This window comes from Acuticoccus sp. I52.16.1, assembly GCF_022865125.1.
In the GTDB taxonomy this organism is placed as follows: domain Bacteria; phylum Pseudomonadota; class Alphaproteobacteria; order Rhizobiales; family Amorphaceae; genus Acuticoccus.
Genome location: NZ_CP094828.1, coordinates 5,009,180 through 5,025,615 on the forward strand (window position 1 = coordinate 5,009,180; position 16,436 = coordinate 5,025,615).

Genomic DNA, 16,436 nt, shown 5'->3' on the forward strand with positions numbered 1-16,436 from the left:
CTGGCGGTGATGGTAAGTTGAGTGGCGGCGAGATGAACGGTCCGACGCGATCTTCGGCCTTCGAGCGACACGGCCCCGTCGGGGCCGGGAACGACCGATCCGCCGACATCTATGACGAACTCGACCAGTTCGTCGATTCCGAGCCCGCCGTGTGGGGGCCGGCGCAACGACCGACGTCCGGCTCCATCCCGTCCAGCCCCGCTGCGCAGGACAGCGTCTCGCGCCGCGAGATGGACCCTCGGCGAGACCCTGATCCGCGCATCGAATCGGAGCTGCGCGGCGACCAATACTCCTACGGCGATCCCGACCCCTACGACGCCCGCGAGGATCCCTTCCGCGACGACGACCCACGCTTCGACGACCAACGCTTCCACAACTCACAAGGCGACGAGGCCGAACGGCCTGCGCTCGGGGGCCGCGGTGAGCCGCGTTTCTCACGTCCGCACGGCGGGATGGACGCCGATCCGGCGCCCGTCTTCAGCTCCGAAGGGGCGGACCGGCGCAGCAAGTTCACGCAGCGCCTGAACGAGGAACTGGCGCGCCCCAGCACCAAACCCGCCGACGCACCGCGTGCCGCCGACGCAGCGCGTCCGGAGGACGCCCCGCGCCAGGGCGGCATCTTCCGTGCGCCCGACCCGGCCCAGCCGCGCGGCGAGGGCAGGGCGCGTGACCCCCTGCGTCCGCAGGCACCCGAGGACCGCCGCCCGCCTTCCGCCGACCAACGCCCCGCCGATCAGCGTTTCGCCGATCAGCATTCCGGCGAAGCCAAGCCGGCGCCGCCGAGCCGCGGCCTGCAGCGCACGCCGCGCGGTATGGAGCCGGCACCCGGCGTACCGGTGGCGACCGGTCTCGGGATGCCGCCCGCCGCCGGTCCGGTGCCGGACTGGAAGCGCGACCGCTCTCAGCCGGCCGATGCGCCCGAGCCTCCCGCCGACGCGCTCGACTGGGAGCTGGGCAATGCCATCGGCAAGATCATCGCCGGAGGCCGAGCGGCGCAGGCGAGCGCCCAGTCCGCCGCGCCGGCCGCGCTGCCGCCGGCCACCGTGCCGCCCGCGCCGGAAGTGGCGCACACGCCGCCGGCCGAGGCGCGCCTCCCCGTTCCGGCGCCCACCCGCGAGGAGCCGCCGGCCGCCTCCATCCCCGACGACGACGAGGCACCGCAGATCCAAACCTTCAGCGACGACGAGGACGACGGCGCCCTCGAGACGAGCGTCTCCAACGCGCCGCCGCCGCGCAGCCGCGCCACCCCGGTCGCGACCGACATCCCGCTCGCCGCCGCCCGCACCGCCTCCGGCTCGCGCGACAGCGGGCTCCAGCCGCCGGTCGTGACGGTGAAATCGCCGGTCGACCTCAGCGGCAAGCGCGTGAAGCCGATCCCCTCGTTCCGCTACCAGCGGCGCGAGGAGCCGGCCGAGCCGTTCCCCGCCGCGCCCCCGGACCTCGACGATCCGCTCGCCTCCGTCTTCCTGTCCGACGCGCGCGACGCGTTCGACGCGACACGCCCCGGCGCCTACGCCGATTATGGCGAGGACGACGCCTTCGAGGAGTTCGAGACCGAGGAGTACGAATTCGAGGACGAAGAGGCCGACGAAGACGACCTGCCGCCCTCGCTGCGACGGGCATCGCGGCCGACGCACGCCGGGCGGCGTCGCCGTGTGGGCCGTCGCGTCGCCCTCGCCGCGGTCTGCCTGGGCGGCGTCGCGGCGGCCGGGGTGCTGGGCCTCAACCTCTTCGCCGGCTCGGACGGGACGGCGGGCGCACCGCCGATCATCCGTGCCGACGCCCGCGACGTGAAGACCCGGCCCGAGGACGAGGGGCCGACCGCGCGGCCCGAGATCGACGAGCGTGCCGCCCTGGGCGACAACGACCGCCTGGTCGTGCCGGACCCGGTGCGCATCAGCCCGCAGCAGGCCCCGCCCGCGCCCGACTACGAGACCGAGGCCCGCAGCGTGCGCACCGTCACCGTGCGCCCGGACGGTACCATCATGCCGACCCGTAGCGCCGCCGCGTCGACCAGCCGGCCCAGCGAGGCGGCGCCGTCGTCCTACGATGTCGCCGCCGCCGACCCCGACGTGCAGAGCGACGCGCCCGAATACGGCGCCCCCGAGTACGCCGCGCCGGGCACGGCCGCGACGAACGGTGCCGCGACCGGCCGGCCCGGCACGGGCGATGCCGCACCCAGCGAGACCGCCGGCAGCAGCGCGCCGGGTTATGTCGGTACCACCCCGACGGCTGGCGAGCCGGTGACCGAGATCACCGAGGACGACAGCTTCGAGGAGGTCGACACACAGGACCTCGCCGCGCTGGGGACGGACGCTGGCAGCGGAGCGAGCGCGCCCGCCGGCACGGTGCCGGTTCCCCGGCCGACGCCGCCGCACACCGCACGCAGCACTCCCGCCCCGACCCAGACCCAGACCCAGACCACCCCGCCGACGGCCGTCGCCTCCAATTCGCCCGCCGCGGCGCCCGCGCCGTCGATGCCGTGGGGCGTGCAGCTCGCCTCGCGGCGGGAGCGGGCTTCGGCGGTCGCCTCGTTCCAGGCGCTGCAACAGCGGTATCCCTCGCTGCTCGGCAACGCGACGCCGCTCATCGTCGCCGCCAACGTCGGCGACCGGGGGACCTTCTACCGCCTGCGGGTGGGGGCATCGTCCTTCGGCGAGGCCAACCAGCTGTGCGAGCGGCTGAAACGGGCCGGCGCGGACTGCTTCGTGGGGCGCAATTGAGCCGATGACGTCACCCCTGATCGTCGGCCTCGCCGGCACGCGCCTCGGCGCCGCGGAGGCGGACTACCTGGCCGCGGCCGAACCGCTCGGCATCATCCTCTTCAAGCGCAACATCGCCGGGGCCGACGAGATCGCCCGCCTGGTGGAGGACGCCACCGCCGCCTCCGGAGCGCGGCTCGTGCTGATCGACCAGGAAGGCGGGCGCGTGCAGCGGATCGGCCCGCCGCTCGCCGGGCGCTACCCGCCGGCACGGGCCATCGGTGACCTCTATGTGCGCGATCCGGCCGCCGGCGCCCGCGCCGCATGGCTCGCCGGCCATCTCATCGCCGCCGACCTCGCACCGCTGGGCATCAACACGCCCTGCCTGCCGGTGGCCGACGTCCCCGTGCCGGGCGCGCACGACGTCATCGGCGACCGCGCCTATGCCGAGGATGCGGCGCGCGTCGCCCACCTCGCCGGCGAAGCGGCCGCCGGGGTTCTCGCTGCCGGCGCGCTCCCGGTGGTCAAGCATGTCCCGGGCCACGGCCGCGCCGCGGTGGACAGCCACGTCAGCCTCCCCACCGTCGACGCCCCGCGCGCGGCCCTGGAGGCGGACTTCGCCCCTTTCCGCGCGCTCGCCGGGCTCCCCGTCGGGATGACCGCGCACGTCGTCTACGAGGCGTTGGACGCGGCGCGGCCGGCGACTCTCTCGCCGGTCGTCGTCGACGTCATCCGCCGCGACATCGGCTTTGCCGGCCTCTTGATGACGGACGACATATCGATGGGCGCGCTGACGGGAGACATCGGCGCCAACGCCGCCGCGTCGCTCGCCGCCGGATGCGACTGCGTGCTGCACTGCAATGGCGACTTGGACGAGATGCGCGCCGTCGCCGCGGCACTGCCGCCGATCGCCCCGGACGCGGCCCGCCGCCTCGCCGCGGCGCACGCTTGCCTTGGCCCCGGCCGCGGTGACCTCGCGGCCCTGCGCGAGGAGTTTCAGGCGCTGATGGGAGCCCGCGCCGGGACCGAGGCGGGATGAGCGGGGATCCTTTCGAGGATCCGGTGCCGCTCCACAAGAAGCCGGAGCAGCTCGACCTCTTCCATGTCGACATCGACGGCTACGAGGGGCCGCTCGACATGCTGCTCGACCTCGCCCGGCGCAACCAGGTCGACCTGACGCGGCTGAAGATCCTGCCGCTCGCCGAGCAATATCTGGCTTTCATCCAGCGCGCCAAGGACCTGCGGATCGAGCTGGCGGCCGACTATCTCGTGATGGCCGCGTGGCTCACCTACCTCAAGAGCCGCCTGATCGCGCCGGACCCGGACGACGACGGCGCCGACGGGGAGGAACTCGCCGAGGACCTCGCCTTCCGCCTGCGCCGGCTCGACGCGATGCGTGAGGCGGCCGACCGGCTCTTCGCCCGCCCACGTCTCGGGCGCGACCTCTTTGCGCGCGGCATGCCGGAGGCGCCGGTCGTCACCACCGAGCGCGTCTTCAAGGGGGCGCTGTACGATCTGCTTGCGGCCTACGGCGCGGTGCGGCAGGACGAGATCGTGCGCACCATGACGATGGAGAAGCGCCCCGTGTTCTCGCTGGTGGACGCACGCCGGATCGTCGAGCGGATGGTCGGCCACAATGCCGAGTGGTTGCCTCTCAGCGCGCTGGTGGCGGCGATGCCGGGGCACGAGAGCCGCCGGGCGCTGATCGCGTCGACATTCGGCGCGGCGCTGGAGATGGCGCGCGAGGGACGCATCTCGGTGCGCCAGAGCGAACCGTTCGCGCCGCTATATGTGAGAGGGAACCCCGATGGCTGAACCAGTCCGCCTTTTCGCCGGCGCTGGCCAGTCCGAGACGATCCGGGCTCTGGAAGCGATCCTGTTCGCCGCCGCGACGCCGTTGTCCGAGGCCGCGCTCCTGGAGCGCCTGCCGGAGGAGGCCGACATCCGCCCCGCGCTGCGCCAGTTGCAGACGGTCTACGCCAACCGGGGCGTCAACCTCGTCGAGGTGGCGGACGGATGGGCCTTTCGCACCGCGCCGGACCTGTCGCACCTGCTCGCCGCCGAGCGCACCACCGAGCGCCGGCTGTCGCGCGCGGCGATGGAGACGCTGGCGATCATCGCCTATCACCAGCCAGTCACGCGCGCCGAGATCGAGGAGGTGCGCGGGGTCGCCGTCGCCAAGGGCACGCTCGATATTCTGCTGGAATCGGGCTGGGTGCGCCTGCGCGGACGCCGCCGCGTTCCCGGCCGGCCGGCGACCTTCGGCACCACGCCCGCCTTCCTCGACGCGTTCTCGCTCGCCGCCGTCACCGACCTGCCGGGCCTCGACGACCTGAAAGGCGCCGGCCTTCTCGAGGGAACGCCGCCGGCCGGCTTCAGCGTCCCCGTCCCGCGTGACGACGACACGCTCGAGGAGACCGAGGACCCCCTGGAGGATGATGCCGACGATCCGTTCGCCCAGGAGCCGTTCGCCCAGGAGCCGTTCGCCCGGGAGACGTTTGCCCAGGAGCCGTTCGACGATACGGGCGGGGCCGGCTCGGCCGACGCGCCGGCGGATGCGACAACGACCGGGGACGCACCGAAGACGCCGCACGATGCCTGACGTCGGCGCCGCCATCGCCGTCGATCCCGCGAATACGCCCGCGAGCCACCCGCTCAGCCTCGACTCCATCGAATTCGCGATCGCCGGGCGGACGATCCTGCGGGACGTATCGCTCCAGGTCCGCCCGCGCGAGATCGTATGCCTGCTCGGCCAGTCCGGCTGTGGCAAGACGACGCTGCTTCGGGTGGCGGCCGGGATCGAGCGACAGATGCGCGGGCGCGTGACGGTGGACGGCCGCGTGGTGGCGGACGATGGCGTCTACCACCCGCCCGAAGCGCGGCGGCTGGGGTTCGTCTTCCAGGACCTGGCCCTCTTTCCGCACATGCGCGTCGCCGACAACGTGGCTTATGGGCTGGGCGGGATGCGCCGTGCGGAGGCACTGCGACGCGCCGGCGGGGCGCTGGAGCAGGTCGGCCTCGCGGGCTACGACCGGGCCTATCCGCACCAGCTCTCCGGCGGCCAGCAGCAGCGCGTGGCGCTGGCGCGGGCGCTCCTGCCGGCACCCAAGGTGGTGCTGTTCGACGAGCCGTTCTCCGGGCTCGACCGCGGCCTGCGCGATACGGTGCGCGAGGACGTCCTCGCGGTGCTGCGCCAGCGCGAGGCGACCGCGGTCATCGTGACGCACGACCCGGAGGAGGCGCTGGCGATGGCCGACCGTATCGCCTTGATGCGCGCCGGCAGGATCGTGCAGATCGGCTCGCCGGAGGAGGTCTGGCGCTGGCCGATCGACCTCGAGGCGGCGCGTGTCTTCTCCACCGTCAACGCCTTCCACGCCCGCGTCGCCGGCGGCCTCGCCGAGACGCCCGTCGGCCGCGTTCCCGTGGGCCAGCGGGCCGATGGCGAGGCGCTGACCATCGCCTTCCGCCCCGAGGCGATCCGGGTGTTCCCGACCGACCGCGAGGCGGGGGTGGAGGTCGCGGTCGAGCGGCGGCGCTTCTTCGGAACGCACGTCGAGCTGACGGCGCGGGTGGGCGGCGTCGCCCTGGCGCTCCAGTCCGATCCCTACCAGGTACCGCACGCCGACACGGTGCGCCTGGTGCCGGATCTGCGGCAAGCCATTGTGCTTGAAGGTCATCAATGAATGGTGGCAAGGTCCTTCACGGCGCGCTATAGGTGCCGTTCGGCGAAGTCGCCGGTGCGCGGATCGTTGGCCATCGAGGGGTGGTGACCTGCCGCGGTGCGCCGATGGCCGACAAGCCCTACGTTTTGGTGACGGTGCGTCAGTCCGCGACCGCGGCGCGGCGAACACAAGGGAAATGACCCATGGGTATCAGTGTTTGGCAGGTTCTCATCATCGGCATCGTGCTCATCCTGCTGTTTGGGCGCGGCAAGATTTCCGACCTGATGGGCGATGTTGCCAAGGGGATCAAGAGCTTCAAGAAGGGCATGGCCGAGGATGAGGACGATGCTCGCACCATCGATCATTCCCCGTCGTCGACCGTGAATGCCAAAGAGCAAGAGCGGCACAACGCCTGAGCATCAGTTGAACCGTGTTTGATGTTGCCTGGACTGAGATCCTCGTTGTCGCGGTGATCGCGATCATCGTCGTGGGTCCGAAGGAACTGCCGGCGATGTTGCGGGCATTCGGCAAGACCTTCGGCCAGGTCCGTCGAACCGCCCGCGAATTCCAATCCACCTTCAACGACGCGCTGCGTGAAGCCGAGCGTCAGGCCAATCTGGACGAGGTCCGCAAGGACATCGACAGCGTGCGCTCGATGGACCCCACCAAGTCGCTGCGCAAAGGTCTCGACGAGACCAAGCGCCAGCTCTCGGGGAAGATCGACGATGCCGCACCGCCCAAGCCCGACGTCGTGCCGTTGAAGACCGAATCGGGGGCCGCCGCATCCGGCGAGGCCACCGCGCCGCCGCCGGCCGTCCCCCCGGCGGCCGAGGCCGAGACGCCGGCCGCCGGCGACAGTGTGTCCGAGGGTGCGGGCGAGGGCGAGACCCGCCGCGCCGCCGCAGCAGGGAGCGAGCGTTGAGCCACGATGACATCGAGGCGTCGAAGGCTCCTCTGATCGACCACCTGATCGAGCTGCGCTCGCGGCTTATCAAATCGGTGATCGCCATCGGCATCGCCTTCGTCGTCTGCTTCTACTTCGCGAACGACATCTTCAACATCCTCGTGTGGCCGTTCGAGCGGGCGGCCGGGGCCGAGCGCCAGATCCGTCTGATCTACACCGCGCCGCAGGAGTACTTCTTCACCCAGCTTCAGCTCGCCCTCTTCGGCGCGCTGTTCCTGGCGTTCCCGGTGGTCGCCTCGCAGATCTACATGTTCGTCGCGCCCGGCCTCTACCACAACGAGCGCGGCGCCTTCCGGCCCTTCCTGGTCGCGACGCCGATCCTGTTCGCGGCGGGGGCGGCGCTGGTCTACTTCGTCATCATGCCGCTGGCGATGAGCTTCTTCCTGTCGATGGAGCAGCCCGGTGGCGGGGCGGGCACCGCCTCGATCGAGATGCTGCCGCAGACCTCGCGCTATCTCGGGCTCATCATGCTCCTGATCTTCGCGTTCGGCATCGTCTTCCAGACGCCGGTGATCCTGACGCTGCTGGGCCGGGCCGGGCTCGTCTCCGCTCACGACCTGCGCAAGAAGCGCAAGTACGCCATCGTCGTGGTGTTCATCCTCGCCGCGGTGCTGACGCCGCCGGACCCGGTCAGCCAGATCGGCCTCGCGGTGCCGGGGCTGCTGCTCTACGAGATCTCGATCCTGTGCGTGCGGCGGATCGAGAAGAACCGCGCCAAGCGAGAGGCCGCGGAGGCCGCGTCGGCGACCTGAGCCGGCGGCGGGCCGCGACCCGTCCGCGCGGGCCCCGATCCTCTCGGCCGGGGCCTGCCGCGGGCCGCAGCGGGCGCGGTGTCAGAGCGCCTGCGCCGCCTTCAGCACCGCCTCGGCATGGCCCGGCACCTTCACCTTGCGCCAGGCCTTGGCCACGCTGCCGTCCTTGTCGATCAGGAAGGTCGAGCGGTCGACGCCCATATATTTCCGCCCGTACATCGACTTTTCGACCCACACGCCGAACGCCTCGGCGACGGTCTTGTCCACGTCCGCGGCGAGCGGAAAGGTCAGCTCGTGCTTGGCCTTGAACTTGTCGTGGCTGGCGACCGGGTCCGGCGAGATGCCGATCAGGCCCACGCCCGCGGCCTCGAAGGCCCCGGACAGCGCGTTGAACTCGATCGCTTCCTTCGTACACCCGGACGTATTGTCCTTGGGGTAGAAGTAGACGACCACCGGCCGGCCACGATAAGCCGTCAGCGAAATTTCGCTTCCGTTATCGCCAGGAAGGGTGAAATTGGGCGCGGGGGCGCCTTCGTCGATCGCGGTCATGGGCATCCAGTCAGTTCGCTCCTGCTGTCGTCTTAGTGTTCCATCCGAGTAAAGGTAGATGCAGCTACCCGAGTTGCCCGGCGAGGTCCCCGCTATTCACCCGCGATCGATGATGATCGGGGGTCGCGGCCGACGCATGCCTCGCGGTCGGCTGATCGCCGCCGTCCTCCTCGCGGTGGTGGTGCTGGCGGTGGTGCGCGTCACGGTGGCGCCCATCGCGCTGCCGGTGACGGGCATGCTGGAGCGCGCGGCGCGCGAGCGGATGGGCGCCGATCTCACGCTCGGCGAAATCGGCGTACGCCTGGGGCCGGGCCACCTGGAGATCGTGGCGCAGGACGTGCGGCTGCGCACGCCGGACGGGGCCTCGGCCAATGTCGACCGGATCGAGATGCGGCAAGGCTTCAACAGCCGCACGGTGGACGTCACCGGCGGCGCGCTGCGGATCGACCCGTCGGGCGGGACGGCCCCCGCCACTGTGCCCGCGCCCGGTGCGGCGCTGGCGTTGCTGGACGACGCGCTCGCGGGGTTGCGCGGGGCGCTGGACGAGCAGGGAGTGCGGCGTGTCTCGGTGCACGACAGCCGGCTCGACCTCGTCACGCCGGGCCGCCCCATCAACGAGGCGCGCGTCTTCCAGGACGTCTCGGCGACGGTCTCGACCGACGGTCCGCTGGTGGTGGAGGCGGCGGCGATCGGGGCCGGCGGCCCGCTGACGCTGTCGCTCGACTACGGCCGAACCGAAGACGGGCGCACCATCGACCTCGTCGTCGACGGGCTGGTGCCGCGGGATCTGGCGCGCATCAAGCCGGTGCAGGACGGTTTCGTGCTGGCGCTCAACCTTTCCGCCGCGCTGCCGCGGGACGGGCCGCCGCAGGCCCGCGCGACGGTCGGGATCTCGGGCGGCACGCTGGTCATCCGCACCGACCCGCCGCGCAAATTCGGCGGCGGGCGGATCGACCTCGCGCTGGCGCCGGGGGGACGCAGCATCGAGGTGCTCCCGTCGCGGTTCAACGCCGGGCTCGCCACGGTAACCATCGCCGGCACGCTGACCGCGGGCGATAACCCGGCCGATCCCTGGACCTTCGATCTCACCGCCCCTTACGCGCAGCTCCACTCCGACGATATCGACAAGACCCCGGTGGAGCTGACCTCGGCGACGGTGCAGGGCCGGCTCGACTTCGCGCGCGGGATGATCATCGCCGACGCATTCCACGCCCAGTCGCCACGCGCCAGCGCCGACGCGGTGTTCTCGCTCGACGTCTTCGAGGGCAAGCCCTGGCTCTCGCTGGCGGCGCGGATTGGCCAATCGTCCATCGACGCGCTGCTGGGTGCATGGCCGGCGGTCGCCGCCTATAAGCCGCGCAAGGCCATCTCGGACGTGGTCAAGGGCGGCGTCGTGCGCCGGGGCGACATCACCATCGCCTTCACCCCGCTGGAGATGGACCCCGACCCGCTGACCTATTCCGAGCTCGAAGGCACGCTCTCCGTCGACCTCGAGTTCCTCGACACGACGCTGACGATCCCCGAGATGCCGATCGCGATCACGCGCGGGCACGGCGCGCTGCGGATGCGCGACCGGATCCTCTCGGTGCGGCTCGACGGCGGCGAGATCAGCGCCGGCGAGTTCGGCTCGCTGAAGGTGCTGGAGGGGGCGTTCACCATCCCGGAACTCGCCGCGCGGCCGGCGATGGCGAGCATCACCGCCACCGTCGAGGGGCCGCTGTCGGCCGTGGCGGCGCTCGCCAAGCGCCTCGGCGTCAACGAGATCCAGGGGACGGAGCTGTCGCCCGGTGACGTCAACGGCACGGTCCGCGCGCGCCTCGCGATGCGCACCCCGCTGGAGGACAACGTCACCATGGACGACCGGCAGTGGTCGGTCGACGCGTCGCTGACGGACGCGGGGACGGCGGTGCCGATCGGCGGGCAGACCTTCACGGACGGCGATGTGGAGGTGCTGGTGAACTCGCGGCGTCTCGCGGCGCGCGGCAAGGCGACGATCGACGGCATCCGGATCGACGTGAACTATACCGAGGTGTTCAGCGGCGGAAAGTCCGGCGCCGCGCGCTTCGTGCTGACCGACAAGGACCGCCGCAGCCGCGGCTTCGACACCGGCACCATGCTGACCGGGCCGGTGGTCGTCACGGTCGAAGCGGGGGAGGAGGACGCCAAGCCGTTTTCAATCGACCTCACCAATGCGGCGATCGATCTGCCGGGCTTCACCAAGGCCAAGGGGGACGGGCTGAAGGCGAGCGGCAAGCTCACCGGCGGCGGCGCGGACGTCGCCGTCACCGACCTGCGGATGGACGGATCGGGCGCCTCGCTGGCAGGCTCGCTGACGATCGCGGACGGCGCGTTGACGCGGGCGGCGCTGACCGACGTCGCCCTCAGCCGGGGCGACAAGGCCAAGGTCGACGTGCGCCGCGAGGGGGCGGGCTACGCGGTCGAGGTCGTCGCCTCGCTGTTCGACGCGCGCGCCCTGATCCACTCCGCGCTGGCGGACAAGGGCGACCCGGCCGATCCGAAGAAGAAACCATCCGCCACCCCGGTCGCGGCAAGGGCGACGGCCGAGCGGGTCCGCCTGTCGGAGGACACCTACGCCACGGACATCTCCCTTTCGGCCGAGCACACCGGGCGGCTGATGCAGCGTCTTTCGGTGTCGGGGCGGCTCGACGGGGTCAACGCGGGTACCTTCGCGGCGCGGCTGGCGCCGGCGGGCGGCGACATGCGGACCCTGCAGGTCGACGTCACCGAACTCGGCCGCATGCTGGGCGGCCTCGACCTCTACGAGCGCATGCGCGGCGGGCGCACGCGTCTCACCGCCCGCATGACGCCGAGCGGCGGCATGACCGGCCAGCTCATCATCGACGATTTCTCCCTCACCGACGAGACGACGCTCGAATCCATCATCCAGCGCACCCGTGAGCGGGCCAATCGCGGCGGGCGCGCGGGGTCGCCGGCGGCGCTGCGGGTGCCGGAGGGCAACGCGCTGACCTTCGACCGCCTGACGGTGGACTTCGAGAAGGAGGGCGACATCGTCACCATCCGCGAGGCGGTGCTGCGCGGGCCGATGATCGGCGGCACGGCGGACGGGGTGATCGACCTGAAGAACAAGACGATGCGGCTCAACGGCACCCTGATCCCAGCCTACGGGGTAAACAACCTCTTCGGCCGCGTTCCGGTGTTGGGGCAGATTCTGGGGGGCGGAGACCAGGGCGGCCTGATCGGCGTGACCTTCCGCTTCGCCGGGCCGCTGGAGAAGCCGCAGCTCACGCTCAACCCGCTGTCGGCGGTCGCGCCGGGCATCTTCCGCAAGATCTTCGAGTACCGTTGACGCTCGCCGGCGCGGCCCTCGGGTCGCGGCGGCAGATGGGAGTGCGGGGGCCGGGCGGGAGCGTCAGACCGGACGCAGCAGCGCGTGCTTCTTCTTGCCCAGCGAGAGCTTGATGACACCGTCGACGACGTCCGCCGTTCCCAGCAACCGCTTGTCGTCGGTCAGCTTGTCGTCGTTGACGCGGGCGCCGCCGCCTTGGATGGCCCGCCGCGCCTCAGAGTTCGACGCTGCCAGGCCGCTGCGCACGAACGCGGCCAGCACGCCGACGCCCTCGGCCAGTTCCGCCTGCGAAACGTCCACCGTGGGCAGACCCTCGGCGATACCGCCGGCCTCGAAGGTGGTGGCGGCGGTCTCGGCCGCGCCCTCGGCGGCCTCCCGGCCATGGACCAGCGCCGTCGCCTCGTTGGCGAGCACCTTCTTGGCTTCGTTGATCTCCGAGCCCTGGAGCGCGGCCAGACGCTCGATCTCATGAAGCGGCAACGTGGTGAAGAGCTTGAGGAAGCGCGCCACGTCCGCGTCGCCGGTGTTGCGCCAGAACTGCCAGTAGTCGTACGGGCGCAGCATGTCGGCGTTGAGCCAAACGGCGCCGCCGGCGGTCTTGCCCATCTTGGTGCCGTCCGACTTGGTGATCAGCGGCGCGGTGACGCCGTACAGCTCCGCTCCGGTGATGCGCCGTCCGAGGTCGATCCCCGAGACGATGTTGCCCCACTGGTCCGACCCGCCCATCTGCACGACGCAGCCGTAACGGCGGTTCAGCTCGACGAAGTCGTAGGCCTGAAGGACCATGTAGTTGAACTCCAGGAAGGTCAGCGGCTGCTCGCGATCGAGGCGCAGGCGCACCGAATCCATCGTCAGCATGCGGTTGACCGAGAAGTGGCGGCCGACGTCGCGCAGGAACGGCACATATTCCAGCCCGTCGAGCCACTCGGCGTTGTCCGCGGCGATGGCATCGGCGGTGAAATCCACGAAGCGGTTGAAGACCTTGAAGATCGAGGCCTTGTTCTCGGCGATCGTCTCGGCGGTCATCAGCTGGCGCGTGGTGTCGCGCCCGGAGGGGTCGCCGATCTTGGAGGTGCCGCCGCCCATCAAGGCGATGGGCCGGCCGCCGGTCTGCTGCAACCAATGCAGCATCATGATCTGCACCAGGTGGCCGACGTGGAGGGAAGGCGCCGTCAGGTCGAATCCGATATAGCCGGTGACCATTGCGCCGTTGCAGAGGGAATCGAGGCCCTCCTCATCCGTGATCTGGTGGATGAAGCCGCGGGCGTGGAGCGTGTGTAGGAAATCGGAGCGTGCCATGGGCGATCCCGTTACACCGAAAATCGCAGAAGGCAATGCCCTTCGCGCCCGCGCCGAGGCCGGCCCGCTGCGCGTCCTGGGTGTGATGAGCGGCACCTCGATGGACGGGGTCGACGTCAAGCTGCTGACGACCGACGGCGAGGGCGTCATCGAGCGGGGTGCGGCGCTCTCCGGCGCGATCGGCGAGGATGCGCGCGCCGTGATCCGCGCCGCCGAGCCCGACGCGCGCGCCGCTCCCCGCATCGACCATCGCACACCGGCGATCGCGGCCGCGGAAGAGCTGGTGACCACCCTCCACGCCGGCACCATCCTCGACTGGTTGCAGCAGACCGGCGAGGCGGTGGACCTCGTCGCCTGGCACGGGCAGACGATCATGCACGCGCCCGAGCGGCGGGTGACGATGCAGCTGGGGCTGGCGCAGCGCGTCGCCGACTGCACCGGCGTGCCGGTGGTGTCGGACTTTCGGCGGGCGGACGTCCTGGCCGGCGGGGAGGGGGCGCCGCTGGTCCCGGTCTACCACCGCGCGCTGGTGCGCGGCACCGGGATCGCCGAGCCGGTGGTGATGCTCAATCTCGGCGGAGTCGCCAATATCAGCTATATCGACGGCGAGACGCTGATCGCCTGCGACACCGGCCCGGCGAGCGCGCTGATCGACGATGCGATGGCCGAGGTCGGCGCCCGCTACGACGCCGACGGCGAGACCGCCGCGCGCGGGCGCGTGGACGCGGCGGCCCTGGCGGCGCTGACGGCGCATCCCTTCTTCGACCGACCGCCACCCAAGTCCCTGGATCGCAACGCCTTCTCCGCGGCGCCGGTCGCGCACCTCGCCCACGAGGACCGCGTCGCGACGCTCACCCGCTTCACGGTCGACAGCGTCGCGCGCGCCGTCCACGCCCTGCCGAAGCGGGCGAGGACGGTGCTGGTGTTCGGCGGCGGTTCGGCCAACGTGACGATGATGGCGTGGCTGCGGCAGGCCCTCGGCGTGCCGCTGGAACACGACGCGCGGTTCGTCTCGCACCACATCGAGGCGGAGGCCTTCGCTTATCTCGGCGTGCGATCGCTGAGGGGGCTGCCGATCACCTTCCCCGGCACCACCGGCGTGGCCCAGCCGCTGACCGGCGGCCGGCTGACGATGCCACGCAGCGACGCGGAGCGCGGCGAACGCTGAACGGGTGGGCGAGACCGTGCGGGCGAGACGGGGTGCGCGAGACCGGGTACGCGGGACCGGGAGGGCGCCGAGCCGGGCGGCCGGAGCCGCCCGCCCGTGGACTACTCGCCCGTCGTCGGGGCGGGGAGGGCTTCCGGGGTCTCCTCTGCGGGCCTGCGGCCGAGGCGCACGTCGAGGTAGTCCGAGCAGTGGCCGACCAGCTCGTCGACCTGTCCGTCGAAGAAGTGGTTGGCGCCGGGGATGATCGAGTGGGTGATCTTGATCCCCTTCTGCAGCTTCAATTTGTCCACCAGGGTTTGCGTGTCCTTGGGGATCGCCACCCGATCGCGGTCACCGTGGATGATGAGGCCGGAGGACGGGCACGGCGCCAGAAACGAGAAATCGTGCAGATTCGCCGGCGGGGCGATGGACATGAACCCTTCGACCTCGGGCCGGCGCATCAGGAGCTGCATGCCGATCCAGGCGCCGAAGGAGAAGCCGGCGATCCAGCAGCCCTGCGCTTCGGGGTGGACGGCTTGCAGCCAGTCGAGCGCCGAGGCGGCATCGGCCAGCTCGCCGGCCCCATGGTCGAACTCGCCTTGCGAGCGGCCGACCCCGCGGAAATTGAACCGCAGAACGGTGAAATCCCGCTCCTTGAACATGTAGAACAGGTTATAGATGATCTGGTTGTTCATCGTCCCCCCGAAGTGCGGGTGGGGGTGGAGAACAATCGCGAGCGGAGCGCGTCGGTTCGCAGAGGCCTGCAAGCGCCCCTCGAGGCGGCCGGCGGGTCCGGTAAAGATGACTTCAGGCATCACGGTCCCGGTTGTTTGGGGTGAGGCCGGGTTATCTATCAATCAGGTCTCGTGAATCAAGCGAATAGGATGCCGCCCCGGTGGCCGAACGACTGTATCTCGACTGGAACGCCAGCGCGCCGACCCTCGCCGCGGCCCGCGACGCCGCGATCGCCGCGCTTTTGGCCGGCGGCAACGCCTCCTCGGTCCATGCCGAGGGGCGGGCGAGCCGCGGCATCGTGGAAACGGCACGGCGTGCGCTCGGCGCCCGATTCGCGGTCTCGCACGAGGGCGTGACGTTCACGTCCGGCGGCACCGAGGCGAACGCGATGGCGCTTCGGCCCGGCGTGGCGCGGGACGGCGGGCCACCCGTGGAACGCCTCGTCACCGCCGCCACGGAGCATCCCGCCGTGCTCGCCGGCGGCGGATTCGCGCCCGCGGACGTGACGATCCTCCCGGTCGACGCGCTCGGCCGCGTGGCGCCGGAGGCGTTGGCGGCGGCGCTCGCGGACCCGCGCCCGGCGCTGGTGTCGCTGATGGCCGCCAACAACGAGACGGGCGTCGTGACCAATCCCGCGCTCTTCGAGCTGGCACGTGGGGCCGGTGCCGTGACCCACACCGACGCCGTGCAGGCCTTCGGGCGGGTGGAGGACGCCACGCTGACGGCCGACCTCGTCACCGTGTCGGGTCACAAGCTCGGCGCGCCGCCGGGAGTGGGTGCGCTGATACGGCGCGGTGTGGGCGTGCCGGCGCTCATCAAAGGCGGCGGCCAGGAGCGGGGCGCCCGCGGCGGCACGGAAAACGTACCGGCGATCGCCGGATTGGCCGCAGCGCTGGCCGGCCCGGCGGCCGATCCGCACGCCTGGGAAGAAACTCGGACCGCGCGGGACAACTTTGAGACCGCACTTCTAGAAAAATTCCCAAAAGTGACCATCTTTGGACGAGCGGCGCCACGTCTTCCCAACACCAGTCTGATTGCGCTCGGTGCGCCGGCCGAGTTGGCGCTGATCGGGCTGGACCTTGCCGGCGTCGCCGTGTCATCCGGGGCGGCCTGTTCGTCGGGCAAGGTTTCCGTCAGCCACGTGCTGGTCGCCATGGGCGTTCCGGACGCTCTGGCCCGGTGCGCGATCCGCGTCAGCGCCGGTCCGATGGGGGCGGCTCGGGCGTTCGAGCGTTTTTTGGTGGCGCTCGATGAGGTCATTGTGCCAATGACAAGGTGACCTAAGTTCTTAGAAAATG

General features: G+C 71.3%; 14 protein-coding genes. 11 read left to right on the forward strand and 3 right to left on the reverse strand.

The genetic code is table 11. The features are described from left to right. Positions 1-32: 32 nt before the first annotated feature. The 8 genes from MRB58_RS22415 (at position 33) to tatC (ending at position 8,080) form a co-directional block, all read left to right on the forward strand. Complete coding sequence (locus MRB58_RS22415) at positions 33-2,723, forward strand: SPOR domain-containing protein (protein ID WP_244779331.1); 2,691 nt, start codon at positions 33-35, stop codon at positions 2,721-2,723. A gap of 4 nt (positions 2,724-2,727) precedes the next feature. Further along, positions 2,728-3,741, forward strand: coding sequence for a beta-N-acetylhexosaminidase (gene nagZ, locus MRB58_RS22420; protein ID WP_244779332.1), 1,014 nt, complete (start codon positions 2,728-2,730; stop codon positions 3,739-3,741). Further along, complete coding sequence (locus MRB58_RS22425; protein WP_244779333.1) at positions 3,738-4,517, forward strand: ScpA family protein; 780 nt, start codon at positions 3,738-3,740, stop codon at positions 4,515-4,517. Before nagZ ends, MRB58_RS22425 begins: the two co-directional genes overlap by 4 nt. After that, a complete protein-coding gene (gene scpB, locus MRB58_RS22430; protein WP_244779334.1) occupies positions 4,510-5,304 on the forward strand; it encodes an SMC-Scp complex subunit ScpB in 795 nt (264 codons plus the stop codon). Before MRB58_RS22425 ends, scpB begins: the two co-directional genes overlap by 8 nt. Continuing rightward, on the forward strand, positions 5,297-6,385 hold the full coding sequence (locus tag MRB58_RS22435) for an ABC transporter ATP-binding protein (RefSeq protein ID WP_244779335.1): 1,089 nt from the start codon (positions 5,297-5,299) through the stop codon (positions 6,383-6,385). The genes scpB and MRB58_RS22435 overlap by 8 nt, the downstream gene beginning before the upstream one ends. A 182-nt stretch (positions 6,386-6,567) precedes the next feature. Next, positions 6,568-6,780 (forward strand): twin-arginine translocase TatA/TatE family subunit, encoded by a 213-nt coding sequence (locus MRB58_RS22440; protein ID WP_244779336.1) that lies wholly within the window; start codon positions 6,568-6,570, stop codon positions 6,778-6,780. Positions 6,781-6,794: 14 nt separating this feature from the next. Further along, a complete protein-coding gene (tatB, locus tag MRB58_RS22445) occupies positions 6,795-7,286 on the forward strand; it encodes a Sec-independent protein translocase protein TatB (protein WP_244779338.1) in 492 nt (163 codons plus the stop codon). After that, positions 7,283-8,080, forward strand: a complete 798-nt coding sequence (gene tatC, locus MRB58_RS22450; RefSeq protein ID WP_244779340.1) for a twin-arginine translocase subunit TatC — start codon at positions 7,283-7,285, stop codon at positions 8,078-8,080. The genes tatB and tatC overlap by 4 nt, the downstream gene beginning before the upstream one ends. Before the next feature lie 81 nt (positions 8,081-8,161). On the opposite strand, the gene bcp is transcribed toward tatC, so the two are convergent. Continuing rightward, the gene (gene bcp / locus MRB58_RS22455) at positions 8,162-8,629 is read right to left on the reverse strand and encodes a thioredoxin-dependent thiol peroxidase (protein WP_371747310.1); all 468 of its coding nucleotides are present in this window, start codon (positions 8,627-8,629) and stop codon (positions 8,162-8,164) included. Positions 8,630-8,765: 136 nt separating this feature from the next. Here bcp and MRB58_RS22460 point away from each other — a divergent pair, with 136 nt between their 5' ends. Then, the gene (locus MRB58_RS22460) at positions 8,766-11,957 is read left to right on the forward strand and encodes an AsmA-like C-terminal domain-containing protein (protein WP_244779344.1); all 3,192 of its coding nucleotides are present in this window, start codon (positions 8,766-8,768) and stop codon (positions 11,955-11,957) included. Positions 11,958-12,020: 63 nt separating this feature from the next. Here MRB58_RS22460 and tyrS read toward each other — a convergent pair whose 3' ends face one another. Beyond that, complete coding sequence (gene tyrS / locus MRB58_RS22465; protein WP_244779346.1) at positions 12,021-13,256, reverse strand: tyrosine--tRNA ligase; 1,236 nt, start codon at positions 13,254-13,256, stop codon at positions 12,021-12,023. Here tyrS and MRB58_RS22470 point away from each other — a divergent pair. Next, entirely contained in the window at positions 13,255-14,424 is a 1,170-nt protein-coding gene (locus MRB58_RS22470) for an anhydro-N-acetylmuramic acid kinase (RefSeq protein ID WP_244779348.1), read from the forward strand. The two genes, tyrS and MRB58_RS22470, sit on opposite strands and share 2 nt — an antisense overlap. A 101-nt stretch (positions 14,425-14,525) precedes the next feature. On the opposite strand, the gene MRB58_RS22475 is transcribed toward MRB58_RS22470, so the two are convergent. Continuing rightward, positions 14,526-15,218 (reverse strand): alpha/beta hydrolase, encoded by a 693-nt coding sequence (locus tag MRB58_RS22475; RefSeq protein WP_244779350.1) that lies wholly within the window; start codon positions 15,216-15,218, stop codon positions 14,526-14,528. Positions 15,219-15,298: 80 nt separating this feature from the next. Between MRB58_RS22475 and MRB58_RS22480 the strand changes: the two genes are divergently transcribed. Then, positions 15,299-16,417: a cysteine desulfurase family protein gene (locus MRB58_RS22480; protein WP_244779352.1), complete on the forward strand. Its 1,119-nt coding sequence runs from the start codon at positions 15,299-15,301 to the stop codon at positions 16,415-16,417. The last annotated feature ends 19 nt before the right edge of the window (positions 16,418-16,436 follow it).

Excerpts from the sequence above, each read along its gene's own strand:
- MRB58_RS22460 (WP_244779344.1), top strand. The coding sequence starts at position 8,766 with ATGCCTCGCGGTCGGCTGATCGCCGCCGTCCTCCTCGCGGTGGTGGTG.
- MRB58_RS22475 (WP_244779350.1), bottom strand. The coding sequence starts at position 15,218 with ATGCCTGAAGTCATCTTTACCGGACCCGCCGGCCGCCTCGAGGGGCGC.
- MRB58_RS22425 (WP_244779333.1), top strand. The coding sequence starts at position 3,738 with ATGAGCGGGGATCCTTTCGAGGATCCGGTGCCGCTCCACAAGAAGCCG.
- MRB58_RS22440 (WP_244779336.1), top strand. The coding sequence starts at position 6,568 with ATGGGTATCAGTGTTTGGCAGGTTCTCATCATCGGCATCGTGCTCATC.
- MRB58_RS22415 (WP_244779331.1), top strand. The coding sequence starts at position 33 with ATGAACGGTCCGACGCGATCTTCGGCCTTCGAGCGACACGGCCCCGTC.
- scpB (WP_244779334.1), top strand. The coding sequence starts at position 4,510 with ATGGCTGAACCAGTCCGCCTTTTCGCCGGCGCTGGCCAGTCCGAGACG.
- MRB58_RS22435 (WP_244779335.1), top strand. The coding sequence starts at position 5,297 with ATGCCTGACGTCGGCGCCGCCATCGCCGTCGATCCCGCGAATACGCCC.
- nagZ (WP_244779332.1), top strand. The coding sequence starts at position 2,728 with ATGACGTCACCCCTGATCGTCGGCCTCGCCGGCACGCGCCTCGGCGCC.
- bcp (WP_371747310.1), bottom strand. The coding sequence starts at position 8,629 with ATGACCGCGATCGACGAAGGCGCCCCCGCGCCCAATTTCACCCTTCCT.
- tyrS (WP_244779346.1), bottom strand. The coding sequence starts at position 13,256 with ATGGCACGCTCCGATTTCCTACACACGCTCCACGCCCGCGGCTTCATC.
- MRB58_RS22470 (WP_244779348.1), top strand. The coding sequence starts at position 13,255 with ATGGGCGATCCCGTTACACCGAAAATCGCAGAAGGCAATGCCCTTCGC.